The sequence below is a fragment of the Variovorax sp. P4_B11 genome (assembly GCF_056402355.1).
In genome coordinates, this window is record NZ_JBFUHO010000004.1 from 145,381 (window position 1) to 169,581 (window position 24,201).

Consider the following 24,201-nt stretch of genomic DNA (forward strand, 5'->3'; position numbering starts at 1 on the left):
GGGTCGATCCTAAGCGGGCCGGGAGCGGCAGAATGGCGATACAGAGACAAGATTTGTCGAATTTATGCCGCCTATCGATGCACCGACCGCCCCCGCCAACAGCGTCGGCCCGCTCACGCCGCACCTCTACGCGCCCGACGCCCTGCGACCTCTGCGGGCCAAGGAGCATTTCCTCAGCGCCGACACGCGGGTCGAGCTGCACCGCCATCCATGGCCGCAGCTGACCTTCTCGACCCGAGGCGTGATCCGCCTGACCACCGAGGACGGCAGCTACATCGTGCCGCCCTCGCGCGCCCTCTGGGTGCCGGCCGACATGCCGCACAGCACCTCAGTGATCGAGGATGCCGAGTTGCGCACCGTGTACCTGCACAGCTGGCTCGGCCCGGCCTGGGAGCGCTGCGAGGTGCTCGAGATCAGCCCCTTGCTGCGCGCGCTGATGCTGGCGCTGGACACCACGCCCGACGGCCTGCCGCCGGTCGATCCGCACGCGGCGCAACGCGAACGCTGGATCGCGCCGCTGCTGGTCGACGAACTCGAGCGCGCCACCCAGATCCGCATCGACGTGCCGCTGCCCGCCGACAAGCGCTTGCGCCAGCTGTGCGAGGCGCTGCTGCGCAATCCGGCGAACCGGGCCACGCTGGCCGAGCGGGCGCGGCAGATCGGCGCCAGCGAGCGCACCGTGGCGCGCCTGTTCCGCGACCAGCTCGGCATGAGCTGGCAGGCGTGGCGCCAGCAGGCCGTGCTGGCGCATGCGCTGCCGCTGCTGGCGCGCGGTATGGCGGTGAGCCTGGTGGCCTCGGCCAGCGGCTATGCGACCGACAGCGCTTTCTGCGCGATGTTCAAGGCCGCGACCGGACAGTCGCCGACCGCCTTTCAGCACCGCAAGCGCGCTTGATTCGCGGTTTCATCCGAGCCAGCGCAGCAGCTTCATCATCCGCCTGAATTTCTCGCCGTAGGGCGGATAGACCATCGCGCCGCCGGACCAGCGCGACTGCACCAGCACCGCCTTCTGCTGCGTGAAGCGCAGGAAACCCGTCTCGCCGTGATAGGAGCCCCAGCCGCTTTCGCCGACGCCACCGAAGGGCAGGTTGTCGTGCGCGATATGCATCAGCGTGTCGTTGACGCTAACGCCGCCGCTCACGGTGCGGGCCAGCACGCGGTCGCGCGCGGCCGTGTCGGTGCCGAACCAGTAGAGGGCGAGCGGCCGCGGTCGGGCATTGATGTAGCGGATCGCCTCGTCGCTGTCGTCGCAGGGCAGCACCGGCAGGATCGGCCCGAAGATCTCCTCCTGCAGCAGCCGCAGGCCGGGGTCCGGGCCGATCACCAGCGCCGGCGCCAGCTGCCGCGCACCGGGGTCGGCGGCCCCGCCGGCCTGCTCGACGCGGGCACCGCTCACCCTCGCCTCCTGCAGCAGCGCATGCAGCCGCTCCAGGTGCCCCTGGCCCAGGATCGAGGCGTAGTCGGGATTGCCTTCGATGCGCGGGAACAGGCGTGCCACCGCGCGCTGCCAGGCCGCCGCGAAGGCATCCTCGCGGCCGCGCGGCAGCAGCACGTAATCCGGCGCGATGCAGGTCTGGCCGGCGTTCAGCAGCTTGCCGTGCGCGATGCGCAGCGCCGCCTGGTCGAGGTCGGCCGAGGCGTCCACGATGCAGGGCGACTTGCCGCCCAGCTCGAGCGTGGTGGGTGTCAGGTTGGCCGCCGCGGCCTGGGCCACCTTGCGGCCGACCGCGGTCGATCCGGTGAAGAACAGGTGGTCGAAAGGCAGCGCCGCGAACTGCGACGCGACGCCGGCATCGCCCTGCACCACCGCGAACTCGTCGGGGGCGAAGGCCTCGGCCACCCCCTCGGCCAGCAGCGCCGAGGTGCGCGGCGTCAGCTCGCTGGGCTTGAGCAGCACGCGATTGCCCGCCGCCAGCGCGGTGGCCGCGGGCCCGAGCGAGAGCTGCAGCGGGTAGTTCCAGGGCGAGATCACGCCGACCACGCCGAGCGGCTGGCGCTGGATGAAGGCCCGGGCCGGCTTCAGCTGCATCGGCGTGTGCACGCGCACCGGCCGGCTCCAGGCTTCGAGGCGGCGCGACAACTGCCCCAGCAGGTTGCGCAGCACCAGCAGGTCGGCCACCTCGGTGAGCGCCGCGGAGCGCACGCCGAAGTCGGCCTCGACCGCCGCCGCGATCGCCTCGCCACGCCGGTCGAGCAGGCGCTGCACCCGCCGCACGCGGTCCCGGCGCAGGGCGATCGGCACGTCGGCGTCATCGCGGCTGGCCCGGTGCTGGGCATCGAAGAGGGATCGCAGTTCGGTCATGGGGCGAATCTACCTTGGCGCTTTCGTATCATCGGCGGGTGCATTCCCCCACTTCCCGCGGGCCGCGCCCATGGCCCTGACCCGCGACCAGCTCGAGCGCTGGCTTCCCTTCCTGGCCTGGCCGCGTCCCGACCGGGCATTGCTCGTCAACGAGGCCGCAGCCGGCGTCACCGTGGCGCTGATGGTCATCCCGCAGGGCGTGGCCTATGCGGCGCTGGCGGGCATGCCGCTGGTGACCGGGGTCTACGCCGCGCTGCTGCCGGCGCTGATCGCGCTGCTTTTCAGCTCTTCCGCCCGGCTCTCGGTCGGCCCCACCGCCCTGACCAGCCTGCTGGTCGGTGCCTCGCTGGCACCGCTGGCGATTCCGGGCAGCCGCGAATGGGTGGCCTATGCGGTCTGGCTCACGCTGCTGTCGGGCCTGATGCAGGTGGTGCTGGGCGCGGCCCGCTTCGGCTGGCTGCTGCGGATGGTCAATTCGCCAGTGCTGATGGGTTTCACGCAGGGCGCGGCGGTGCTGATCACGCTCTCGCAATTGCCGGCCCTGCTGGGCTACACCGGCCGCTCGCTAACGCAACTGATGCACGGCCCGCTGCCCGACCTGGTCGCGATCGCCTTCGGGCTCGGCGGCATGGCGGCGCTGTGGACCGGCAAGCGGCTCGCGCCGCGCTTTCCGACCACCATGGCGCTGGTCGCGGCCGCCGCGGCGATCAGCGCCGCGGTCGGCTATGCGCTGAATGGCGGCGCGGTGATCGGCAGGCTGCCCTCGGGCCTGCCGCACTTCTACTGGCCCGGTGGCCTGTCGGTCAACGAACTCGGCAACCTGCTGCTGCCGGCCTTCCTGGTCACGCTGGTGAGCTTTCTCGAGACCGCATCCAGCGCCAAGGTGGACAACGCCCGCGCCGGCAAGCTCTGGAACGAGAACCAGGACCTGATCGGCCAGGGCCTGGGCAAGATCGCATCGGGCCTGACCGGCTCGTTTCCCACCAGCTCGTCGTTCTCGCGCTCGGCAATCACGCTCTATGCCGGCGCCAAGACGCAGTGGGCGACGCTGTTCAGCGTCGCCGTGGTGGCGGCTGCGCTGCTGTGGGCGATGCCGCTGCTGTACCACGTGCCGCAGGCGGTGCTGGCCGCGATCGTGGCCACCGCCACCATCGGCCTGCTGCGGCCTTCGGCCTTCGTCGCGCTGTGGCGCATCTCGCGCATCGAGGCGGCGATCGCGCTCGCCACCTTCGCGCTGACCATCGCCACCGCACCGTCGATCTACTGGGGCGTGCTGGGCGGCCTGCTGGCGGCGCTGGCGCACTACATGTACCGGCACCTGCATCCGCGCATCATCGAGGTCGGCCTGCACCCGGACGGCAGTCTGCGCGACCGCCACCTGTGGCACCTGCCGCCTCTGGCGCCCGAGCTCTACGCGCTGCGCATGGATGCCGAACTCGACTTCGCCTCGGCCAGCACGCTGGAGCGCGCGATCACCGTCGCGCTGGCCCAGCGGCCCGGGCTGACCGACGTCTGCCTGTTCGCCTACCCGATCAACCGGATCGACGTCACGGGCGCCGAGGTCTTCGGCAGCATCCGCCGGCTGCTCGAGTCGCAGGGCGTGCGGCTGCACATCTCGGGGCTGAAACTGCCGGCACAACAGGTGCTCGAACGCGCCGGACTGCTGGCGCCGGGGCCGATGCTGTTCAGCTACCGGACGGACGGGGAAGCGCTGGCGGCACTTTCGCGGCCTGCGGGCATGCCAGCGGAACTCATTCCTTCACCCGTCCGCGCAAGCTCTTGATCTCCGAGCGCTGGCTCTTGCCCTCGAGCCGGCGCTGCTTCGAGCCATAGCTCGGCTTGGTGGCGCGCCGCGCGCGCGGCGGCGTGGCGACGCCATCGACCAGCTCCTGCAGCCGCGCCAACGCATCGGCACGGTTCATGTCCTGGCTGCGATGGCGCTGCGCCTTCAGCACCAGCACCCCCTCCTGGGTGATGCGGCTGTCGCGCAGGGCGAGCAACCGCTCCTTGACATCTTCCGGCAACGAACTGGCGGGAATGTCGTAGCGCAGGTGCACCGCGCTCGAGACCTTGTTGACGTTCTGGCCCCCCGCGCCCTGGGCCCGGATCGCGCTGAACTCGACTTCCAGTGGATCGATGAGGACGGGCGGGCGCGGCGTGGGCATCCGCTATTTTGACTTGCGCGCCGTGCGCCTGGCGGCCGGCGCGGGCCGCTGCTGCACGCCGGACATCAGCAGCGCGATGCACTGGTCCCCTTCATCAAGGAATGCATCGCGGTGGCGGATGGCCGCAAGTTCGTCGGTGCGCTGGTGCAGATCGACTACGAGACCGTCGGCAAATGGGCCGAGGCCGCGCGCATCCCGTTCACGCACTTCCGCTCTCTGGTCGACCAGCCGCGGGTGCGCGAACTGATCGACGCCGAGATCCAGCGCGGCAATGCGCAGCTGGCGCAGGTGTCGCAGGTGCGGCGCTTCCACCTGCTGACCAAGGAACTCGACCACGACGACGGCGAAGTCACCGCGACCATGAAGCTGCGGCGCGCCAGCATCTACCAGAGCTACGCCCGCGAGATCGAGGCGCTTTACGGCGCTTGATCAGTTGCTGTCGTCGCGCGACACCGGACGGGCGTGCACGTCGGTGACCACGCCCGGATCGCGCAACCGTACCGGGGCGTCGGCCGCCTGGCCTTGGGCCCGGGCGCCCGCCACATCGGCCGCCGTCGGCTCGGCCGGCCGGCCGGCGGCACGGAAGCGGTCGAAGCCGCCGCGCGGGTCGAAGCGCATCACCCACGGCTGCACCGGCTTGCCGGTGAGTCGCGCCCAGGCATAGCGCAGGCCCCAGACCGCCGCCAGCAGCAGCAGGGCGACTGCCAGGCTGGCCGCGAACACGAGGCCCAGCATGAAGAAGACCAGGCGAAGAAGGAAATTCAGCATCACGCTTAGGCTACGGCCTCGGCGGAGGGTTCCCGGTCATTCGTGAACGAGAACTCCCCCGGCGCCCGGATCGGATCGGTGCCGACGCTGATCGTGTCCTTCGGCCCGAAGCTGCCGTCGAGCAACAGCTTCGACAGCGGATTCTCGATCCGCTGCTGGATCGCCCGCTTGAGCGGCCGCGCACCGAACACCGGGTCGAAGCCGACCTTGGCGATCTCGGCCAGCGCCGCCGGCGACACCTCGAGGCCGAGGTCCATCTTGGCCAGGCGGTCCTTCAGCACCTTGAGCTGGATCGCCGCGATCGCCTCGATGTTCTTGGCGTCGAGCGCATGGAACACCACGGTCTCGTCGATGCGGTTCAGGAACTCGGGCCTGAAGTAGTTCTTGAGCTCGTCCCAGACCGCGTCCTTGATTTCTTCGCCCGGTCGGCCGACCATCGACTGGATGATCGGCGAGCCGATGTTGCTGGTCATGACGATCACCGTGTTCTTGAAGTTCACGGTGCGTCCCTGGCCGTCGGTCAGGCGGCCGTCGTCGAGTACCTGCAGCAGCACGTTGAAGACGTCGGGGTGGGCCTTCTCGACCTCGTCGAGCAGCAGCACGCTGTAGGGCTTGCGGCGCACGGCCTCGGTCAGGTAGCCGCCCTCCTCGTAGCCCACGTAGCCGGGAGGCGCACCGATCAGGCGGGCGACCGAATGCTTCTCCATGAACTCGCTCATGTCGAGGCGGATCAGGTGGTCCTCGCTGTCGAACAGGAAACCGGCCAGCGCCTTGCACAGCTCGGTCTTGCCGACGCCGGTCGGGCCGAGGAACAGGAAGGAGCCGGTCGGGCGGTTCGGATCCGACAGGCCCGAGCGCGAACGGCGGATCGCGTTGGCGACCGCGCCGATGGCCTCGTCCTGGCCGACCACGCGTTCGTGCAGTTTCTCTTCCATCATGAGCAGCTTGTCGCGCTCGCCCTGCATCAGCTTGGACACCGGGATGCCAGTGGCGCGCGCCACCACCTCGGCGATCTCCTCGGCGCCGACCTGGGTGCGCAGCAAGGTGGGTGCGCTCGACTTGCCCTTGTGGGCCTCGGTGTCCTGCGCTTCCTTGAGCCGCTTCTCGAGCCCCGGCAGCTTGCCGTACTGCAACTCGGCGACCTTGTTGAAGTCGCCCTTGCTGGTGAACTCGGCGATCTGGAACTTGATCTTGTCGATCTCCTCGCGGATCTGCGCGCTGCCCTGGGCCTGGGCCTTCTCGGCCTGCCAGACCTCGTCGAGGTCGGCGATCTCCTTTTGCAGCTTCGCGATGTCGTCCTCGATCAGGCCGAAGCGCTTCTGCGAAGCCTCGTCCTTTTCGCGGCGCACGGCCTCGCGCTCGATCTGCAGCTGGATCAGGCGACGGTCGAGCCGGTCCATGACTTCGGGCTTGGAGTCCATCTCGATCTTGATCTTGGCCGCGGCCTCGTCGATCAGGTCGATCGCCTTGTCGGGCAGGAAACGGTCCGTGATGTAGCGGTCGGACAGTTCGGCCGCGGCGACGATCGCCGGGTCGGTGATGTCGACGCCATGGTGCACCTCGTACTTTTCCTTCAGGCCGCGCAGGATCGCGACCGTCGCCTCGACGCTCGGCTCGCCGACGAGGATCTTCTGGAAGCGGCGCTCCAGCGCGGCGTCCTTCTCGATGTACTTGCGGTATTCGTCGAGCGTGGTGGCGCCGACGCAGTGCAGCTCGCCGCGCGCCAGGGCGGGCTTGAGCATGTTGCCGGCGTCCATCGCGCCCTCGGCCTTGCCAGCGCCGACCATGGTGTGCAGCTCGTCGATGAAGACGATGGTCTGGCCCTCGTCCTTGGCGAGTTCGTTGAGCACGGTCTTGAGCCGCTCCTCGAACTCGCCGCGGAACTTGGCACCGGCCAGCAGCGCCGCCATGTCGAGCGACAGCACGCGCTTGCCCTTGAGCGACTCGGGCACTTCGCCGGCGACGATGCGCTGGGCCAGGCCTTCAACGATGGCGGTCTTGCCGACACCCGGCTCGCCGATCAGCACCGGGTTGTTCTTGGTGCGGCGCTGCAGCACCTGGATCGCGCGGCGGATTTCCTCGTCGCGGCCAATCACCGGGTCGAGCTTGCCCAGGCGGGCGCGCTCGGTGAGGTCGAGGCAGTATTTCTTGAGGGCTTCGCGCTGGCCTTCGGCATCGGCGCTGTTCACGCCCTGGCCGCCGCGCACCGCATCGATCGCGGCCTCGAGCGACTTGCGCGTCACGCCGTTGCTGCGCGCCAGGTTGCCGATGTCGGCCTTGCTGTCGGCCACCGCGAGCAGGAACAGTTCGCTGGCAATGAACTGGTCGTTGCGCTTGATCGATTCCTTCTCGGTCGCCTGCAGCAGCTTGCCCAGCTCGGGGCCCACCTGGACCTGGTCATGACCCTCGACCTGCGGCAGCTTCTTGATCGCCGCCTCGGCGGCCTGCAGCAGGCCCGGCACGTTGGCGCCGGCGCGTTCGAGCAGCGCGCGCGGTCCATCGTCCTGGCGCAGCATGGCGACCAGCAGATGGACCGGCTCGATGTAGGCGTTGTCGTTGCCGAGGGCGAGCGACTGGGCGTCGCCGAGGGCTTCCTGGAACTTGGTGGTGAGTTTGTCTTGGCGCATGGCTTGATTCCTGCATTCAAAATAGGGTCGTTCCGGACCGTTATCAAGACCGCCCGGATCACTTTTCTACACGCAATCATTTGGAGTCGATAGATGCTCAAGTCAACATGGCGTGGCGCGACGCGCCTCGCACGCGGAATTCTCGCGGCCGGCCTGCTCGCCGCCGGGGGATTGGCACTGGCCCAGCCGGCCGGCACGCCGATCCGGCTCCTGGTCGGATTTCCCGCCGGCGGCGGCACGGACGTGATCGCCCGCACGCTGGCCGAGAAGCTCAAGGACGAGTTGGGCTCGCCGGTGGTGGTCGAGAATCGCGCCGGTGCCGGTGGCCAGATTGCGGCCCAGGCGCTCAAGGCATCGCCGGCCGACGGCCACACCCTGTTCCTCTCGCATGACCATTCGATCTCCATCCTGCCGCTGGTGGTGAAGAACCCGGGCTTCGATTCGGCGCGCGACTTCGTGCCTGTGGCCGGCTTCGCCACTTTCGCCAACGCGCTCGCGGTGTCGGGCGGCACGCCGGCCAAGTCGGTCAACGAGTACGTGGCCTGGGTCAAGAAGGAGCGCGGCGGCAAGGACACCATCGGCGTTCCGGCACCGGCCTCGATCCCCGAATTCCTGGTCAAGCTGATCGGCACCAAATACAAGATCGACGTTCAGGCCGCACCCTACCGCGGCAGCGCGCCAATGCTGGCCGACATGCTGGGCAATCAGATCTCCGCCGGCATCGGCTCTGTCCCCGACTTCATCGAGAACCAGAAGGCCGGCAAGATCCGCGTCGTGGCGGTGATCGGCGACAAGCGCCAGGCCGTGCTGCCGCAGGTGCCGACCTTCGCCGAACTCGGCCTCGCGGGCCTGGAAGACCTGCCCTACTACGGCATCTTCGCGCCGGTGGGCACGCCGCAGCCCGTGATCGACCGCTTCGGCGTCGCGCTGGCCAAGGTGCTCAAGATGCCCGATGTGCGCGAGCGCCTGACCGCCATGGGCCTGTCGGTCGAATTCATGCCGCAGGGCCAGTTCGCCGGCCGCGTGCGCAGCTACACCCAGACCTGGGCGCAGATCATCAAGGCCAGCGGCTTCCAGCCGCAATAATTGGCTCGCCCCCCAGGTTGGGCTCACTGCGTGTAGCCCGCCCACCCCCTGCCGGGGGGCGCTGCCAGCGGCCCGGCGAAGCCGGTTCCGCGGCAGCCCACGAAGGCGGCACGCGCTCTGCGCGGCCGGCGCGGGGTCCGCGGTCATGCTTCAGGCATTGCTGTGGGTGATGCCCCAGCGCGCCAGCGCCTCGTCGTCCGTGGCGCGCGCATCGACCCAGCGCGCGCCCTCGGGCGTTTGCTCCTTCTTCCAGAACGGCGCCTGGGTCTTGAGGTAGTCCATCAGGAACTCGCAGGCCTGGAAGCTCTCGCCGCGGTGCGCCGAGGTCACGGCCACCATCATGATCTGGTCCTGCGGCTGCAGCAGTCCGACGCGGTGGATCACGCGGGCGCCGAGGATGTCGAAGCGCCGGCGGGCCTCGTCGATCATGGCCTCGATCGCCTTCTCGGTCATGCCGGGGTAGTGCTCGAGCTCCATCGACGCGACTGCGCTGCCGTCGTTGCGGTCGCGCACCGTGCCGATGAAGCTGCAGACCGCGCCGACCCGGGCGTCGCCGGAGCGCAACGCGGCAATCTCCTGCTGCAGGTCGAAGTCTTCATTCTGGATCGAAACACGGGCGGCAGTCATGACCCGATTGTGGCACCGCGATACACTCGCGCGATGCCTTCCAGCGCTCTGCGACACCGCCTTTCTTCTCTTGAAGAAGCGGCCCGCACGCGCCTGCAGGGCAAATCCAAAAAACCCGAGCTCGTCTGACCGGAGCTTCGGTTCCGTCGTCGGATGAGCGACGGAACTGCAAGGCCTCTGGCCAGAGTGGGTGGCGTGCGCGCATTCGACGGTGGTTTCCTCCATCGGTCGATTCCTGAAAGGACCCTGCGTGCAAGACGCTCATTCACCCTCCCCCGATTTCTCGGGCCTCTGGATCCCGCTCGTGACGCCGTTCCGCAGCCACGGGGTCGACCATGCCGCGCTGGCGGCGCTGGCCGCGCGGCTGGCACCGACCGGCATCGCGGGCTTCGTGGTCTGCGGCTCGACCGGCGAAGCGGCCGCGCTCGACGAGGACGAGCAACTGGCGGTGCTGGCCACCGTCGCCCAGGCGGCCCCCTCGCTGCCCCGCATCATGGGCCTCTCGGGCTACCACCTGGGCAAGACGCTGGCCTGGGTCCGCAACCTGTCGGCCTGCGGCCTGACCGGCCTGCTGGTGCCGGCGCCGAGCTACATCCGGCCCTCGCAAGCGGGTCTGGTCGAATGGTTCGGCGCCATCGCGGACGCCAGCGCGGTGCCGCTGCTGGTCTACGACATTCCCTACCGCACCGGCGTGGCGATCGAGCGCGAGACGCTGCTGGCGCTGGCGGCCCATCCGCGCATCCGCGGCATCAAGGACTGCGGCGGCGACATGGCCAAGACCCGCGCGCTGATCGCCGACGGCCGGTTGCAGGTGCTGGCGGGCGAGGACGCGCAGATGTTCGCCACGGTGGCCGAAGGCGGCGCCGGCGCGATCGCTGCCAGCGCGCACCTGCGGACGGAGCACTTCGTGCGGATGCTGCAGCTGCTGGGCGCGGGCCGGCTGGCAGAGGCGCGCACCGCGTGGCAGCCGCTGCTGCCTTTGATCGAAGCCCTGTTCTCCGACCCGAACCCGGGCCCGCTGAAGGCCGCGCTGGCCGCCGAGGGCCGGCTGCAGGAAGAACTGCGCTCGCCGATGACGCCTGTCGCGGCCGAGCGGCGCAGGCGCCTGCTCGCCACGCTGGAAGCCCTCAGCCGCCCGTGACAGGCGGGAAGAAGGCGACCTCGCTGCCCTCGCGCAGCGAGGCACCTTCGCCGCTCATGATCTGGTCGAGCGCCATGCGCACGGCCCGGCCCCGGGCCAGCGCGCTGGCATGAGGTTCGCCGCGCGCGATCAGTTCGTCGCGCAAGGCGCCGAGGTCGGTCGCGGCCGTCTCGACGGTCTCGCTGCCGGTCCCGAGCGCCTCGCGCACCGAGGCAAAGTAGCGGACATTGACTTTCATGATCAGCCCAGCAGCGAAGCGAAGGGAATGAACTGCACGATGTCGCCGGCCTTGAAGGGCTGGCCCGCGGGCGTATCGATCACGCCGTCGCCCCACACCATCGAGGTCAGCACGCCGGAGCTCTGGTTGCCGAACACATCGAGCCCGCCGGCCGCGTTGCGCCGGGCGCGCAGGAACTCGCGCCGACGATCGGCCCTGGGCCAGTCGAAATCGGCCCGCATCGCGATCGGCTCGGGCGCCACGCGCTTGGCACCCTGCAAGGTCAGCAGGAAGGGGCGCACCAGCAGCAGGAAGGTCAGGAAGCTCGACACCGGATTGCCGGGCAGGCCGGTCAGGTGCGCATCGCCGATCCGGCCATAGGCGAAGGGCTTGCCCGGCTTCATCGACAGCGACCACAGGTCGAGCTGGCCCAGGTGCTGGACCGCGGCCTTGATGTGGTCTTCCTCGCCGACCGACACGCCGCCGGTGGTGATGATCAGGTCGTTGCCGAGCGAGGCCGTGCGCAGCGCGTCGATGGTGGCCTCGCGCCGGTCCGGCACGATGCCCAGGTCGCTCACCTCGCAGCCCAGCCGCAGCAGCAGGGACCGCATGAAGAAGCGGTTGGAGTTGTAGATCGAGCCCGGTTTCATGGCCTCTGGCGCCACCTCGCCGGGCATCACGAGTTCGTCGCCGGTCGACAGCAGCGCGACTCTGGGCCGCTTCGAGACCTGCAGCCGGTCGAGGCCGACGCTGGCCGCCAGGCCGAGGCCGGCCGGCGTGAGCCGTTCGCCGCGCGACAGGACCACGTCGCCGGACGCCACGTCCTCGCCGGCACGGCGGATCCACTGGCCGGCAGCCGGCGCGATCTCGATGCGCACGCTGCCCAGGCTGCCCTCGTCGGGCAGCGCGGCCGTGTCCTCCTGCATCACCACCGCATCCGCGCCGGCGGGGATCTGGGCGCCGGTGAAGATCCGCGCGGCCGTGCCCGCGGCGAGCGCCGTGCCCACGCTGCCGGCCGGAATCCGCTGCGCCACCCGCAGCACTGCGCCGGGTGCCGCACAGTCGGCGCTGCGCACCGCATAGCCGTCCATCGAACTGTTGTCGCGCGGCGGCACGGTGAGGGCCGACACCACGTCCTGCGCCAGCACCCGGCCGTCGGCCTCGAAGGTCGAGACGCTCTCGCTGCCCACGGCCGGCGTGGCGGCGGCGAGCAGCTTCGCCAGCGCCTCGTCGAGCGGCATCAGGGACGGACGGTTGGAAATGCTAGCCATGGTGCTCCACCTTGTAGTCGAAACGATCGCCGTGGCGCAGCAGCCAGTCGCCGATGCCATCGACGTCGTCGAGGTCAAAGATCGGCAGCCCGGTCGGCCGCGGCAGGCCCGCCGGATCGTCGGTCGCGATGCCGACGATGAAGGGGTCATCGATGTAGCGTGCCGGCCGCGCGGCCTCGCCCTCGGCGGGGGCGCGCCAGATCTCGATCTTGCACAGGTCGCTGTGCTTGAAGCCCTCGACCAGCACCCAGTCGACGCCCGGGTCGAGCTCGGCGATGAGGTCGTGCACCTCGAGCTGGGTCGGTTGCTCGAACTCGCGGATCAGGGCCAGCCGCTTGTCGGAGGCCACCACCACCTCGAAAGCACCGGCCTCGCGATGGCGAAAGGTGTCCTTGCCCGGGTGGTCGATGTCGAACTTGTGGTGCGCGTGCTTGACCACCGAGACCCGCTGGCCATGCAGCTTGAGCACCGGGATCAATCGCTCGACCAGCGTGGTCTTGCCCGCGCCCGAATAGCCGGCGAAGCCGATGACTTTCATGCACCCGCCACGTCAGTCGCAGTTCTGTGCAATGTAGGCCTTGACCGCCTCGGCATCGGCCGGCAGCTTGACGACGCGCTTCGGCAGCGCTTCGATGCCTTCGAAGCGCGCGGGTCGGTCGGGCTCATGGCCCAGTGCCTCGACGATGGTCTCGGCGAATTTGATCGGAAGCGCGGTCTCCAGCACGATCATCGGCACGCCTGGCACCAGATGCTCGCGCGCGGCCTTCAGGCCGTCGGCGGTGTGGGTGTCGATGAGCGTGGCGAATCGCTTGTCGGTGTCGCGGATGGTCGCCAGCCGGTCGGCGTGGGTGCTGCGGCTGCTGACGAAGCCGAAGCGGGTCGCGGCCCCGGCGAAGGCCGGGTCGGCGCTGAGGTCGAAGCGGCCGACGCTGCCCAGTGCGCCTTCGAACAGCGCGCGCGTCTTGGCGGCGTCGCGGCCGACCAGGTCGAACACGAAGCGCTCGAAGTTACTGGCCTTCGAAATATCCATCGACGGGCTGGAGGTCTCATGCGTGTCGGCGGCCGAGCGCACGCGGTAGACGCCGCTGCGGAAGAACTCGTCGAGCACGTCGTTCTCGTTGGTCGCCACCACCAGCGTGCGGATCGGCAGGCCCATCATGCGCGCCACGTGGCCGGCGCAGACGTTGCCGAAATTGCCCGAGGGCACGGTGAAGCTGACCTGCTTGTCGTTGAAGCCCTTCATCGCCGGGCCGCCCCAAGATGAAAGAGCCCCCTCGGGGGGCAGCGAGGACACGCCAGTGCCGAGCGTGGGGGCCGATGTCGCCTGGAAGTAGCCGGCGAAGTAGTACACGATCTGCGCCATCAAACGCGCCCAGTTGATCGAGTTGACCGTGCCGATCTTGTACTTGCGCTTGAAGCCGAGATCGTTCGACACCGCCTTGACGATGTCCTGGCAGTCGTCGAACACGCCGCCGATCGCGATGTTGTGAATGTTCGCGTCCTGCAGGCTGAACATCTGGGCCTGCTGGAACGGGCTCATGCGGCCGTCGGGCGAAGTCATGAAGACCCGCACGCCCTTCTTGCCGCGCATCGCGTACTCGGCTGCGCTGCCGGTGTCGCCGCTGGTGGCGCCGAGGATGTTGAGCTGCTCGCCGCGGCGGCCCAGCTCGTACTCGAACAGGTTGCCCAGCAGCTGCATCGCCATGTCCTTGAAGGCCAGCGTGGGGCCGTTCGACAGGGCTTCGAGGTAGACGCCGTCCTCGAGTTCGCGCAGCGGCACGATCTCGTCGCTGCCGAACACCTCGGCGGTGTAGGTGCGCGCGCAGATCGCCTTCAGATCGGCCGGTGGAATGTCGTCGATGTAGAGCGAGAGGATCTCGAATGCCAGTTCGGCGTACGGCAGGCCGCGCCATTTCTCGAGCGTGGCGGCGTCGACCTGGGGGTACTGCTCGGGCAGGTAGAGCCCGCCATCGGGCGCCAGACCTTCGAGCAGGATGTCGCAGAAGCGGCGGCGATCGGGGTGACCGCGCGTGGACAGGTAGCGCATCAGGACAGCTCTTCCTTGCGGATGCGCACGATCGGCGCCAGCACGGTCGGCAGTGCCTGCAGCTGCGCCATGGCGTCGTCGAGCGTGCCCTCGCGGGTGTCGTGCGTGAGGATGATGAGGTCGGTCTGGGTCGAGCCCTCGCCGCCCACTTCGTCGGCTTCGCGCTGCAGCACGGCGTCGATGCTGATGCCGGCACCGGCCAGCAGGCCGGTCACCTTGGCCAGCACGCCGGCCTCGTCGGCCACGCGCAAGCGCAGGTAGTAGCTGGTCACGACCTCGGCCATCGGCAGCACCTTCAGGTCGCTCATCGCGTCCGGGTGGAAAGCCAGGTGCGGCACGCGGTGGGCCGCGTCGGCGGTGTGCAGGCGCGTGATGTCGACCAGGTCGGCGATCACGGCGCTGGCGGTCGGCTCGCTGCCGGCGCCCTTGCCGTAGTAGAGCGTGGTGCCGACGGCATCGCCGTTGACCACCACCGCATTCATCGCGCCCTCGACGTTGGCGAGCAGGCGCTTGGACGGCACCAGCGACGGATGCACCCTCAGCTCGATGCCCTGCGCCTTGCGCTTGGTGATGCCGAGCAGCTTGATGCGGTAGCCGAGCTGCTCGGCGTACTTGATGTCCTGCGCCGCCAGCTTCGTGATGCCCTCGACGTGCGCGCGGTCGAACTGCACCGGGATGCCGAAGGCGATCGCGCTCATCAGCGTCACCTTGTGCGCGGCGTCGACACCCTCGATGTCGAAGGTCGGGTCGGCCTCGGCGTAGCCCAGGCGCTGCGCCTCCTTCAGCACGGTGTCGAAGTCGAGGCCCTTGTCGCGCATCTCCGACAGGATGAAGTTGGTGGTGCCGTTGATGATGCCGGCGATCCACTGGATCGAGTTGGCCGTCAGGCCCTCGCGCAGCGCCTTGATGATCGGGATGCCGCCCGCCACCGCGGCCTCGAAAGCCACCATCACGCCCTTGGCATGGGCGGCCGCGAAGATCTCGGTGCCGTGCACCGCGAGCAGCGCCTTGTTGGCCGTGACCACGTGCTTGCCGGCGGCGATCGCCTCGAGCACCAGCTGTTTCGCAATGCCATAGCCGCCGATCAGCTCGACCACGATGTCGATCTCGGGATTGGCGATCACGGCGCGGGCGTCGGCGACCACCTGCACGCCCTCGCCGACCACGGCCTTCGCGCGTGCCGTGTCGAGGTCCGCGACCATGGTGATCTCGATGCCGCGGCCGGCGCGACGCTTGATTTCTTCCTGGTTGCGCCGGAGCACCTGGAAAGTACCGCTACCGACCGTGCCGATGCCGAGCAGGCCAACTTGGATGGGGTTCATTCGATTCGTCTTCTGGAGCAAATGGGGCTCAGGCGCCCCGGTTTCGATAGCGTTCGAGGAAGCCGGCGATGCGGTCCACCGCCTCGCGCAGATCCTCTTCGTGCGGCAGGAACACGATGCGGAAATGGTCGGGCGTAGCCCAGTTGAAGCCCGTGCCCTGCACCAGCATCACCTTGGTCTCCTTCAGCAGCTCGAGGAAGAACTGCCGGTCGTCCTCGATCGGATAGACCTTCGGATCGAGCTTCGGGAACATGTAGAGCGCCGCGCTCGGCTTGACGCAGCTGACGCCCGGGATCGCGGTGATCAGCTCGTAAGCCAGGTCGCGTTGCCGGCGCAGGCGCCCGCCCGGATGGACCAGGTCATTGATGCTCTGGTAGCCGCCCAGTGCGGTCTGGATCGCCCACTGGCCCGGCACGTTGGCGCACAGCCGCATGTTCGACAGCATGTTGAGGCCCTCGATGTAGTCGCGGGCCATCTTCTTGTCGCCCGACACCACCAGCCAGCCGGAGCGGTAGCCGCAGGAACGGTAGCTCTTGGACAGCGAGTTGAAGGTCAGCGTCAGCACGTCCTTCGACAGGCTGGCGATCGCGGTGTGCTTCACGCCGTCGTACAGCACCTTGTCGTAGACCTCGTCCGCGAAGATCACCAGGCCGTGCTCACGCGCGATCGTGACGATGCCCTTGAGCAAATCGTCCGAGTACAGCGCGCCGGTGGGGTTGTTCGGGTTGATGACCACGATGCCCTTGGTGCGCGACGTGATCTTGGCGCGGATGTCGTCCAGGCTCGGCATCCAGCCGTTGTCCTCCTCGCACAGGTAGTGCACCGGCCGGCCGCCCGAAAGGCTGGCCACCGCGGTCCACAGCGGATAGTCGGGCATCGGCACCAGCAACTCGTCGCCGTCGTTGAGCAGCGCGTTGGTGGCCATCGCGATCAGTTCGCTGGCGCCGTTGCCGAGGTAGATGTCGTCGAGCGTGACGCCCGCGATGCCCTGCTTCTGGGTCTCGTGCATCACCGCCTTGCGCGCCGCGAAGATGCCCTTGCTGTCCGAATAGCCGGCCGAGGCCGGCAGGTTGCGGATCATGTCCTGCTGCACCTCTTCGGGCGCATCGAAGCCGAACACGGCCAGGTTGCCGATGTTCAGCTTGATGATCTTCTGGCCCTCTTCCTCCATCTGCTTGGCGGCGTCCATGATCGGCCCGCGGATGTCGTAGAGCACATTGGCCAGCTTGGCCGATTTCTTGAGCGGTTTCAAAGTCCCTCCAAGGGGGTCTGCGCAGGGGAAAACCTATAATTTGACCACATTTCAACCCCGTCCCCGATGAAGCTCCAGCCTGACAAATCCGACGTCCAGACCCTCACTGCGCACGGCCCGGGCTGGGTCGCCATCAACAACGAACGGGTCGAATCCAGCGTCGTGGTCGGCTCCCGCGGGGAGCGTTTCGAGTGGGACGCCTGCGACTTCGGCCAGCTCGGGGCGGAACATTTCGCAAAATTGGCAGAACTCGGCGCCGAATTGATCATTTTCGGCAGCGGCAAGCGCATCCGTTTCCCGCAGCCGGCCTGGCTCCAACCCCTGATGGCGCAGCGCACAGGCGTCGAGACCATGGACACGCCCGCCGCCTGCCGCACCTACAACATTCTCGCGAGCGAGGGCCGCCATGTGCTCGCAGCCCTCCTGATCGAGAAACCTGCAGGCCAATAGGAGCTATTTCGGGGTAAAATCGCGGGTTGCGAACCGGCGGCCCGCCCTCAGTTAGCAACGACCAATCCTCCATGCTCCCGACAGACTTCGACCGGGTCGGGCATGGAATCAAACGGAGAAAACAAGTTTCATGGCGATCGTTGTCAACAAACCCATTCCCGAATTCGACGCCAATGCGACCGGCGGCCTGAAGGTTTCTAACACTTCTCATCTTGGCCACGTGCTGGTCATGTATTTCTACCCCAAAGACAATACCCCCGGCTGTACCACCGAAGCGATGCAATTCCGCGACCGCTACAAGGATTTCGAGAAGGCCGGTGCCACGGTGTTCGGCGTTTCGCGCGACAACATGAAGTCGCACGACGAATTCAAGGCAAAGCTCGAACTTCCTTTCGAGCTGATCGCCGACACCGAAGAAAAGATGTGCCACATGTTCGGTGTGGTCAAGAACAAGATCATGTACGGCAAGAAGGTCAAGGGCATCGAGCGCAGCACCTTCCTGATCGGCGCCGACGGCGTCCTGAAGGCCGAATGGCGCGGCCTCAAGGTCCCGGGACATGTCGACGACGTCCTGAAGGCTGTCAAGGCGCTCAAGAAATCCGCCTGAAGCCTGAATTCGTGTGGTTTTGCGCGTTCGCGTTGGCGAAGCGCAACGATCACCGGTTGCGTCACGTGCGATGTGCATAATGGCCCCATGCCGTTGAGCTCCACGACCGCATCCACCGAAAAAAGCCGCCCTGGTCTTCAGGCGGCTTTTTCGCTTTCTGGCCCCCTTCTTTTTGCGAGCGACACCCCTCATGCCCCTGCCTCCCGCCCCCACGAAACGCGCTGCACTGCTTTCGCCGGACGCGCACGACGCGCCCGCCCGCTCCTCGAACGGACGCAGCGGCCGCCGCTCGTCCGACCGCAGGACTGAGCAAAGCGGCTCGAACGGACCCCAGCCGCTCGAATTGTTCGACCGCCACGCCGCCGAAGCCGGCGGCGCGATCGAGCCGGCAGCGCTGCCGCCCAAGGCCAAGGCGCCTGCACGCCCGGCCCCGGAGCCGGCCATCCAGGTCGAGACGCGCGCCAGGGTCTCGGCGCCCGCCCCGGCGCCGCAGGCAGCGCCGCGCCCCAAGCGCAGCAAGTCGAACGGCCCGCCCAAACTTTTCGTGCTCGACACCAACGTGCTGCTGCACGATCCGATGTGCCTGTTCCGCTTCGAGGAACACGACATCTTCCTGCCGATGATCGTGCTGGAAGAGCTCGACGGCCACAAGAAAGGCACCACCGAAGTCGCGCGCAACGGCCGCCAGACCAGCCGCACGCTCGACGCGCTGGCGGGCGCGCAGGGTGCCGACATCGGCAAGGGCCTGAGGCTGGACACGACGGGCCATCGCGAGTCCGGCGGCAAGCTGTTCTTCCAGACCGCGCCGCTCGACTACACGCTGCCGACCAGCCTGCCGCAGGGCAAGGCCGACAACCAGATCCTGGGCGTGGTGCAGGCGCTGCGCGACCTCTACACCGAGGACGCGCCCGGCCGGCCGAAGCAGGAAGTGGTGCTGGTGTCGAAGGACATCAACATGCGCGTCAAGGCGCGCGCGCTCGGGCTTGCCGCCGACGACTACCAGAACGACAAGACGCTCGAAGACGGCGACCTGCTCTACGCCGGCTCGCTGGCCCTGCCAGCCGATTTCTGGACCCGCCAGAGCAAGACGGTCGAGAGCTGGCAGAGCGGCAGCAGCACCTTCTACCGCGTCAGCGGCCCGATCGTGCCGAACCTCTACATCAACCAGTTCGTGTTTTTCGAGGCGCCCGGCGAGCCCAGCATGTATGCGCGCGTGACCGAGATCCGCGACAAGACCGCGGTGCTCAAGACGCTCAAGGACTACGGCTCGGTCAAGAACGCGGTGTGGGGCGTGAATACCCGCAACCGCGAGCAGAACTTCGCAATGAACCTGCTGATGGATCCGGACGTCGACTTCGTCACGCTGACCGGCACCGCCGGCACCGGCAAGACGCTGATGGCGCTGGCCTCGGGCCTGACGCAGGTGCTCGACGACCGCCGCTACACCGAGATCATCATGACCCGCGCGACCGTCAGCGTGGGCGAGGACATCGGCTTCCTGCCCGGCACCGAGGAAGAGAAGATGGGTCCGTGGATGGGCGCGCTCGACGACAACCTCGAGTTCCTGGCCAAGGGCGACGGCGGCGGCGCCGGCGAATGGGGCCGCGCGGCGACCAACGAGCTGATCCGCAGCCGCATCAAGATCAAGAGCATGAACTTCATGCGCGGGCGCACCTTCCTGAACAAGTACGTGATCATCGACGAGGCGCAGAACCTGACGCCCAAGCAGATGAAGACGCTGGTCACGCGGGCCGGCCCGGGCACCAAGATCATCTGCATGGGCAACCTGGCGCAGATCGACACGCCCTACCTCACCGAGGGGTCTTCCGGCCTCACCTTCGCGGTCGACAAGTTCAAGGGCTGGCCGCACAGCGGTCACATCACGCTGGCGCGCGGCGAACGCTCGCGACTCGCCGACTTCGCCAGCGAAGTCCTTTAGCTCGCCCCCAGGTTGCCCGGCACTTCGTGTCCGGGCGCCCACCCCCTACCGGGGGCAACACCAGCGGCCTGGCAAAGCCAGTTCCGCGGTGGGACTGTTGCTCGCCCCCAGGTTGCCCGGCACTTCGTGTCCGGGCGCCCACCCCCTACCGGGGGCAACACCAGCGGCCTGGCAAAGCCAGTTCCGCGGTGTTTCACGAACAGGCCTGCGCTGCGCGCGGCCGCCGTTCCTCACACTGCTGAAGCCTGCTGACACTACGCTGTCAGCAGGCGGCGCGCAGCATGGAGGCTTCTTTCACCCACTGAGGAAACCACCATGAACACCACCATCAACTGGTTCGAAATCCCCGTCGCCAACCTGGACCGGGCGCAGGCCTTCTACGAGAAGGTGCTCGGCCGCGCGCTGAAGCGCGAAGACATGGGCGGCGAGCCGATGGCGATCTTTCCCTACGAGCAGCCCGCCACCGGCGGCTGCCTGGTGGCCGGCAGCCCGCGCGCCGCCGCGGCGGGCAGCGGCGTGCGCATCTATCTCGACTGCATGCCGAGCATCGACGCGGCGCTGTCTCGCGTCGCCGCGGCAGGCGGGCAGATCGTGACACCGAAGACCGCGCTGCCGGCGGACATGGGATCTTTCGCCGTTCTGCGCGACACCGAAGGCAACGAAGTCGGACTGCACGCCCTGGCCTGAAACCATGAGCACCCTGACGCACAGGAACTGGATCGCGATCGCCAGCGCGGAACATGCGCGCCGCGGGCGCGACAACGCCGCGGGCGGCTTCATGCAGGTCGGACACGGCAAGCTGGCCCCCCTCAAGCGCATCAAGGCCGGCGACCGCGTGGCCTACTACGCCCCGACCACCGAGCTCGGCGTGGCCGACAGGCTGCAGAGCTTCGTTTCGATCGGTGTCGTGCAGGGCGATGCCCCCTACGAGGCCGACATGGGCAATGGCTTCGTGCCGTGGCGGCGCGACGTACGCTACGCCGCGGCCCGCGAGGCGCCCATCGTGCCGCTGATCGACCAGTTCGATTTCGTCGAAGATCCGAAGCATTGGGGCAGCAAGTTCCGCTTCGGCGTCCTCGAGGTCAACGACCACGATTTCAACCTGATCGCCGCCGCCATGAACGCCGATCGCCAAGGCCTCGGCCTTTGAACCCGACGATGGAGAAAATCATGCAACCCCAACTTCAACGCCTCGACCCCTTCAAGGTTGCCGGACTCACGGCGCGCACGACGAACCGCGACGAGAGCGATCCCCAGGCCGCGCGCATCGGCACCCTGTGGGACCGCTTCTTCGGCGAGCGGATCTATGAAAAGACGCCACACCGGGTCGACGACATGCGGCTTTACGGCGTCTACTCGGGCTATGAGGCCGACGTCCACGGCGCCTTCGACATCACGACCGGCGTTGCGGTGGCCGACGGGCCCGCGAGCGTGCGCATCGAAGGCGGCAACTACCTGGTCTTCAGCGCGAAAGGACAGATGCCGCAAATGGTGATCGACCTCTGGGACACGATCTGGGCCTACTTCGACGCCCATCCGGAGATCCAGCGCCGCTATCGCAGCGACTTCGAGGCCTACAGCGGGCCCGAAGAGGTGGCGATCCATATCGGGGTCCTGTAAGGGATCTCGGCAGCGTTAAGCTCGTTCGATGCGCCGTGCCGACCGCCTGTTCCAGATCGTCCAGATCATTCGCGGGCGCCGTCTCACCACGGCCGCCTTTCTCGCGCGGCGGCTCGAGGTGTCGGAGCGCACGGTCTACCGCGATGTCGCCGACCTGCAGCGCCAGGGCGTACCGGTCGAGGGCGAGGCCGGCGTCGGCTACCGCCTCGGCGCCGGCTTCGACCTGCCGCCGCTGATGTTCACGCAGGACGAGGCGGCCGCACTGGTGGCGTCGGCGCGGCTGGCGCAGAGCTGGGTCGATGCCGCGATGGCGCGCGACATCGAATCGGCGCTCGGCAAGATCTTGTCGGTGCTGCCGCCGGCGGCCCGGGTGTCGGCCGAAAGCCTGGCGCTCTACGCCCCGGCCTATGTGCTCGACGCCGGCACGCGCGAGCGCCTGCAGACCTTGCGCGAGGCCGTGCAATCGCGCCACAAGCTGCGCATGGACTACCGCGACGTCGCCGGCGCCGCCAGCCAGCGCACGGTGCGGCCGCTGGGCTGCTTCTACTGGGGCAAGGTCTGGACCTTCTCGGCCTGGTGCGAGCTGCGCGACGACTTTCGCGGTTTCCGGCTCGACCGCATCGACCAGATCGAAGTGCTGCCGGAGCGCTTCAGGGACGAGCCCGGCAAGACCCTGGCCGACATGCTGCGCCGGCTCAAGGCCGACGCGGACAATACCGGCGCGACACGCTAGAAGTCGTTGCCGCCCGCGAGGTTCTCGAACTTGGTCAGCGGCTTCAGGAAGGCCAGCTTGACGGTGCCGGTCGGGCCGTTGCGGTGCTTGCTGATGATCACCTCGGCGACGCCGGGCTCCTTGCTGTTCTTGTCGTAGTAGTCGTCGCGGTAGATGAACATGATGATGTCGGCATCCTGCTCGATCGCGCCGGACTCGCGCAGGTCGCTCATCATCGGGCGCTTGTCGGTCCGGCTCTCGACGCCACGGCTCAACTGCGACAGCGCGATCACCGGGCACTTGAGTTCCTTGGCCAGCATCTTCAGGCCGCGCGAGATTTCGCCCACGGCGGTCGCGCGGTTCTCGTCGTTCATGCTGCTCGACACGCTCATGAGCTGAAGGTAGTCGACCACGATCAGCCCGAGCTTGCCGTACTGGCGCGCCAGCCGGCGCGCATTGGCGCGCAGCTCGCTGGTCGTGAGACCGGGCGTCTCGTCGATGTGCAGCGACACGTTGCGCAGCTTCTCGATGGCTTCGGTCAGGCGCGGCCATTCCTCGTCGGTCAGCTTGCCGGTGCGCAGGTGGCCCTGGTCGATGCGGCCGATCGAGCCGACGATGCGCACCGCCAGCTGCGAGGCACCCATTTCCATCGAGAACACCGCCACCGGCAGGCCTTCGTTGAGCGCCACGTGCTCGGCGATGTTGATCGCCAGCGAGGTCTTGCCCATCGACGGCCGGGCAGCCAGCACGATCATGTCGCCCGGCTGCAGGCCGGAAGTCATCTTGTCGAACTCGTAGAAGCCGGTGCGCACGCCCGTGATGTCGTTCGGGTTCTCGGCCATCTCGGTCACGCGGTCGAGCAGTTCGACCACCAGGGAGTCCATGCCCTGGAAGCCCTGCTTCATGCGCGAGCCTTCCTCGCCGATGTTGAAGATCTTCTGCTCGGCCTCATCGAGGATCTTGTCGACCGCCTTGCCCTGCGTGTTGAAGGCGTTGGTCGCGATCTCGTCGCTGGCGCTCACCAGCTTGCGCAGGATCGAGCGCTCGCGCACGATCTCGGCGTAGCGGCGGATATTGCTGGCGCTCGGCACGTACTGCGCCAGCGAGTTGAGGTAGGCCAGGCCGCCGATCTCGTCGGCCTTGCCGAGGTTCTGCAGCTGCTCGTAGACCGTGATCACGTCGGCCGGCTTGCTGGCATTGATCAGCGTGCCGATGGCGGCGTAGATCAGCTTGTGCTCATGGCGATAGAAGTCGCCGTCGACCACCACGTCGCCCATGCGGTCCCAGGCGCCGTTGTCGAGCAGCAGGCCACCCAGCACGCTCGATTCGGCCTCGATCGAATGCGGCGGGATGCGCAGTTGCGCGATCTGGCGGTCGGACGACGGGTCGTTGTCGGCGTAGGAAAAGAGTGCGGACATGAAGTTCCTTGCAACCATGCATGCTAAGCCGGGCCGGGCGCGGCGTCACGTGGACAAGGCTGTGAATAAGCAGTGATCTTCCGGTGCAGCGCGCGGGACAACCGGGCCGACCGGAAAAAGAAAAGCCGCCCGAAGGCGGCTCTTTCACGCGCGTGAAGCGCGTCGGACGATCAGGCGCTCTCGCCGTACACGGTGACGGTGATCTCGACCACCACGTCGGTGTGCAGCGCGACGCTGACGGTGCTGTCGCCGACGACCTTGATCGGGCCGTTGGGCATGCGCACTTGCGCCTTCGCGACCTTGTAGCCTTGCTTGTTGAGCTCTTCGGCGACGTCGGCGTTGGTGACCGAGCCGAACAGGCGGCCGTCGACGCCGGCCTTCTGCGTCAGCTTGACGGTGGTGCCGCCGAGCTTTTCGCCCTGGGCTTGCGATTCGGCCAGCTTGGCGGCCGCAGCCTTTTCGAGCTCGACGCGCTTGGCTTCGAATTCGGCCTTGTTGGCTTCGGTGGCGCGGCGCGCACGACCCGAGGGGATCAGGAAGTTGCGGGCGTAGCCGTCCTTGACCTTGACGATTTCGCCGAGGACGCCGAGGTTGACGACTTTGTCCAGAAGAATGACTTGCATGGTGTGT

General features: G+C 68.0%; 24 protein-coding genes and 1 pseudogene. 12 read left to right on the forward strand and 13 right to left on the reverse strand.

Annotated elements, in window-relative coordinates; all coding sequences use genetic code 11:
• The first annotated feature begins 64 nt into the window (after nucleotides 1-64).
• Nucleotides 65-895 carry an AraC family transcriptional regulator gene (locus AC1DYD_RS06230; protein WP_478171877.1) on the forward strand — a complete coding sequence of 277 codons (831 nt, stop codon included), beginning with the start codon at nucleotides 65-67 and terminating at the stop codon, nucleotides 893-895.
• A 9-nt stretch (nucleotides 896-904) separates the two neighbouring features.
• On the opposite strand, the gene AC1DYD_RS06235 is transcribed toward AC1DYD_RS06230, so the two are convergent.
• Nucleotides 905-2,302, reverse strand: a complete 1,398-nt coding sequence (locus AC1DYD_RS06235; protein ID WP_478171878.1) for a coniferyl aldehyde dehydrogenase — start codon at nucleotides 2,300-2,302, stop codon at nucleotides 905-907.
• A gap of 70 nt (nucleotides 2,303-2,372) precedes the next feature.
• Here AC1DYD_RS06235 and AC1DYD_RS06240 point away from each other — a divergent pair, with 70 nt between their 5' ends.
• Nucleotides 2,373-4,085 (forward strand): SulP family inorganic anion transporter, encoded by a 1,713-nt coding sequence (locus AC1DYD_RS06240; protein ID WP_478171879.1) that lies wholly within the window; start codon nucleotides 2,373-2,375, stop codon nucleotides 4,083-4,085.
• Here AC1DYD_RS06240 and arfB read toward each other — a convergent pair.
• Entirely contained in the window at nucleotides 4,054-4,467 is a 414-nt protein-coding gene (arfB, locus tag AC1DYD_RS06245) for an alternative ribosome rescue aminoacyl-tRNA hydrolase ArfB (protein ID WP_478171880.1), read from the reverse strand. The two genes, AC1DYD_RS06240 and arfB, sit on opposite strands and share 32 nt — an antisense overlap.
• 87 nt (nucleotides 4,468-4,554) lie before the next feature.
• On the opposite strand from arfB, the pseudogene AC1DYD_RS06250 reads away from it, so the two are divergent.
• Nucleotides 4,555-4,896, forward strand: a pseudogene (locus tag AC1DYD_RS06250) (long-chain fatty acid--CoA ligase); the annotation flags it as partial.
• Here the strand turns inward: AC1DYD_RS06250 and AC1DYD_RS06255 are convergent.
• Nucleotides 4,897-5,235 (reverse strand): hypothetical protein, encoded by a 339-nt coding sequence (locus AC1DYD_RS06255; protein WP_478171881.1) that lies wholly within the window; start codon nucleotides 5,233-5,235, stop codon nucleotides 4,897-4,899. It abuts the pseudogene before it with no gap.
• 5 nt (nucleotides 5,236-5,240) lie between these two features.
• Nucleotides 5,241-7,862 (reverse strand): ATP-dependent chaperone ClpB, encoded by a 2,622-nt coding sequence (gene clpB / locus AC1DYD_RS06260; RefSeq protein ID WP_478171882.1) that lies wholly within the window; start codon nucleotides 7,860-7,862, stop codon nucleotides 5,241-5,243.
• Between the two features lie 93 nt (nucleotides 7,863-7,955).
• Here clpB and AC1DYD_RS06265 point away from each other — a divergent pair, with 93 nt between their 5' ends.
• Nucleotides 7,956-8,948: a Bug family tripartite tricarboxylate transporter substrate binding protein gene (locus tag AC1DYD_RS06265; RefSeq protein WP_478171883.1), complete on the forward strand. Its 993-nt coding sequence runs from the start codon at nucleotides 7,956-7,958 to the stop codon at nucleotides 8,946-8,948.
• A gap of 150 nt (nucleotides 8,949-9,098) precedes the next feature.
• Here AC1DYD_RS06265 and AC1DYD_RS06270 read toward each other — a convergent pair whose 3' ends face one another.
• Nucleotides 9,099-9,575: a molybdenum cofactor biosynthesis protein MoaE gene (locus AC1DYD_RS06270; RefSeq protein WP_478171884.1), complete on the reverse strand. Its 477-nt coding sequence runs from the start codon at nucleotides 9,573-9,575 to the stop codon at nucleotides 9,099-9,101.
• Nucleotides 9,576-9,825: 250 nt separating this feature from the next.
• On the opposite strand from AC1DYD_RS06270, the gene dapA reads away from it, so the two are divergent.
• Complete coding sequence (gene dapA / locus AC1DYD_RS06275) at nucleotides 9,826-10,716, forward strand: 4-hydroxy-tetrahydrodipicolinate synthase (RefSeq protein WP_478171885.1); 891 nt, start codon at nucleotides 9,826-9,828, stop codon at nucleotides 10,714-10,716.
• Here dapA and AC1DYD_RS06280 read toward each other — a convergent pair.
• From AC1DYD_RS06280 to AC1DYD_RS06305, 6 genes are read right to left on the reverse strand one after another with little or no spacing between them, the layout of a single operon-like run.
• On the reverse strand, nucleotides 10,703-10,954 hold the full coding sequence (locus AC1DYD_RS06280) for a MoaD/ThiS family protein (protein ID WP_478171886.1): 252 nt from the start codon (nucleotides 10,952-10,954) through the stop codon (nucleotides 10,703-10,705). The two genes, dapA and AC1DYD_RS06280, sit on opposite strands and share 14 nt — an antisense overlap.
• A 2-nt stretch (nucleotides 10,955-10,956) precedes the next feature.
• The gene (locus AC1DYD_RS06285) at nucleotides 10,957-12,204 is read right to left on the reverse strand and encodes a molybdopterin molybdotransferase MoeA (RefSeq protein WP_478171887.1); all 1,248 of its coding nucleotides are present in this window, start codon (nucleotides 12,202-12,204) and stop codon (nucleotides 10,957-10,959) included.
• Nucleotides 12,197-12,742 (reverse strand): molybdopterin-guanine dinucleotide biosynthesis protein B, encoded by a 546-nt coding sequence (mobB, locus tag AC1DYD_RS06290; protein ID WP_478171888.1) that lies wholly within the window; start codon nucleotides 12,740-12,742, stop codon nucleotides 12,197-12,199. Before mobB ends, AC1DYD_RS06285 begins: the two co-directional genes overlap by 8 nt.
• 12 nt (nucleotides 12,743-12,754) lie before the next feature.
• Nucleotides 12,755-14,251: a threonine synthase gene (locus AC1DYD_RS06295; RefSeq protein WP_478171889.1), complete on the reverse strand. Its 1,497-nt coding sequence runs from the start codon at nucleotides 14,249-14,251 to the stop codon at nucleotides 12,755-12,757.
• A complete protein-coding gene (locus tag AC1DYD_RS06300; RefSeq protein ID WP_478171890.1) occupies nucleotides 14,251-15,573 on the reverse strand; it encodes a homoserine dehydrogenase in 1,323 nt (440 codons plus the stop codon). The genes AC1DYD_RS06295 and AC1DYD_RS06300 overlap by 1 nt, the downstream gene beginning before the upstream one ends.
• A 28-nt stretch (nucleotides 15,574-15,601) precedes the next feature.
• A complete protein-coding gene (locus tag AC1DYD_RS06305; RefSeq protein ID WP_478171891.1) occupies nucleotides 15,602-16,825 on the reverse strand; it encodes a pyridoxal phosphate-dependent aminotransferase in 1,224 nt (407 codons plus the stop codon).
• 66 nt (nucleotides 16,826-16,891) lie between these two features.
• Here AC1DYD_RS06305 and AC1DYD_RS06310 point away from each other — a divergent pair, with 66 nt between their 5' ends.
• From AC1DYD_RS06310 to AC1DYD_RS06340, 7 genes are all read left to right on the forward strand, one after another.
• Entirely contained in the window at nucleotides 16,892-17,275 is a 384-nt protein-coding gene (locus AC1DYD_RS06310) for an Mth938-like domain-containing protein (protein WP_478171892.1), read from the forward strand.
• Between the two features lie 130 nt (nucleotides 17,276-17,405).
• Nucleotides 17,406-17,882, forward strand: coding sequence for a peroxiredoxin (locus AC1DYD_RS06315; RefSeq protein ID WP_478122107.1), 477 nt, complete (start codon nucleotides 17,406-17,408; stop codon nucleotides 17,880-17,882).
• 190 nt (nucleotides 17,883-18,072) lie between these two features.
• Nucleotides 18,073-19,821, forward strand: coding sequence for a PhoH family protein (locus AC1DYD_RS06320; protein WP_478171893.1), 1,749 nt, complete (start codon nucleotides 18,073-18,075; stop codon nucleotides 19,819-19,821).
• A 315-nt stretch (nucleotides 19,822-20,136) separates the two neighbouring features.
• Complete coding sequence (locus tag AC1DYD_RS06325; RefSeq protein ID WP_478171894.1) at nucleotides 20,137-20,508, forward strand: VOC family protein; 372 nt, start codon at nucleotides 20,137-20,139, stop codon at nucleotides 20,506-20,508.
• A 13-nt stretch (nucleotides 20,509-20,521) separates the two neighbouring features.
• Entirely contained in the window at nucleotides 20,522-20,971 is a 450-nt protein-coding gene (locus tag AC1DYD_RS06330; RefSeq protein ID WP_478172022.1) for an EVE domain-containing protein, read from the forward strand.
• Nucleotides 20,972-20,991: 20 nt separating this feature from the next.
• Complete coding sequence (locus AC1DYD_RS06335) at nucleotides 20,992-21,441, forward strand: GyrI-like domain-containing protein (protein ID WP_478171895.1); 450 nt, start codon at nucleotides 20,992-20,994, stop codon at nucleotides 21,439-21,441.
• Nucleotides 21,442-21,469: 28 nt separating this feature from the next.
• A complete protein-coding gene (locus tag AC1DYD_RS06340; RefSeq protein ID WP_478171896.1) occupies nucleotides 21,470-22,174 on the forward strand; it encodes a helix-turn-helix transcriptional regulator in 705 nt (234 codons plus the stop codon).
• On the opposite strand, the gene dnaB is transcribed toward AC1DYD_RS06340, so the two are convergent.
• On the reverse strand, nucleotides 22,171-23,571 hold the full coding sequence (gene dnaB / locus AC1DYD_RS06345) for a replicative DNA helicase (RefSeq protein ID WP_286367287.1): 1,401 nt from the start codon (nucleotides 23,569-23,571) through the stop codon (nucleotides 22,171-22,173). The genes AC1DYD_RS06340 and dnaB overlap by 4 nt on opposite strands.
• A 170-nt stretch (nucleotides 23,572-23,741) precedes the next feature.
• Nucleotides 23,742-24,194 (reverse strand): 50S ribosomal protein L9, encoded by a 453-nt coding sequence (gene rplI, locus AC1DYD_RS06350; protein WP_478171897.1) that lies wholly within the window; start codon nucleotides 24,192-24,194, stop codon nucleotides 23,742-23,744.
• Nucleotides 24,195-24,201 lie beyond the last annotated feature (7 nt).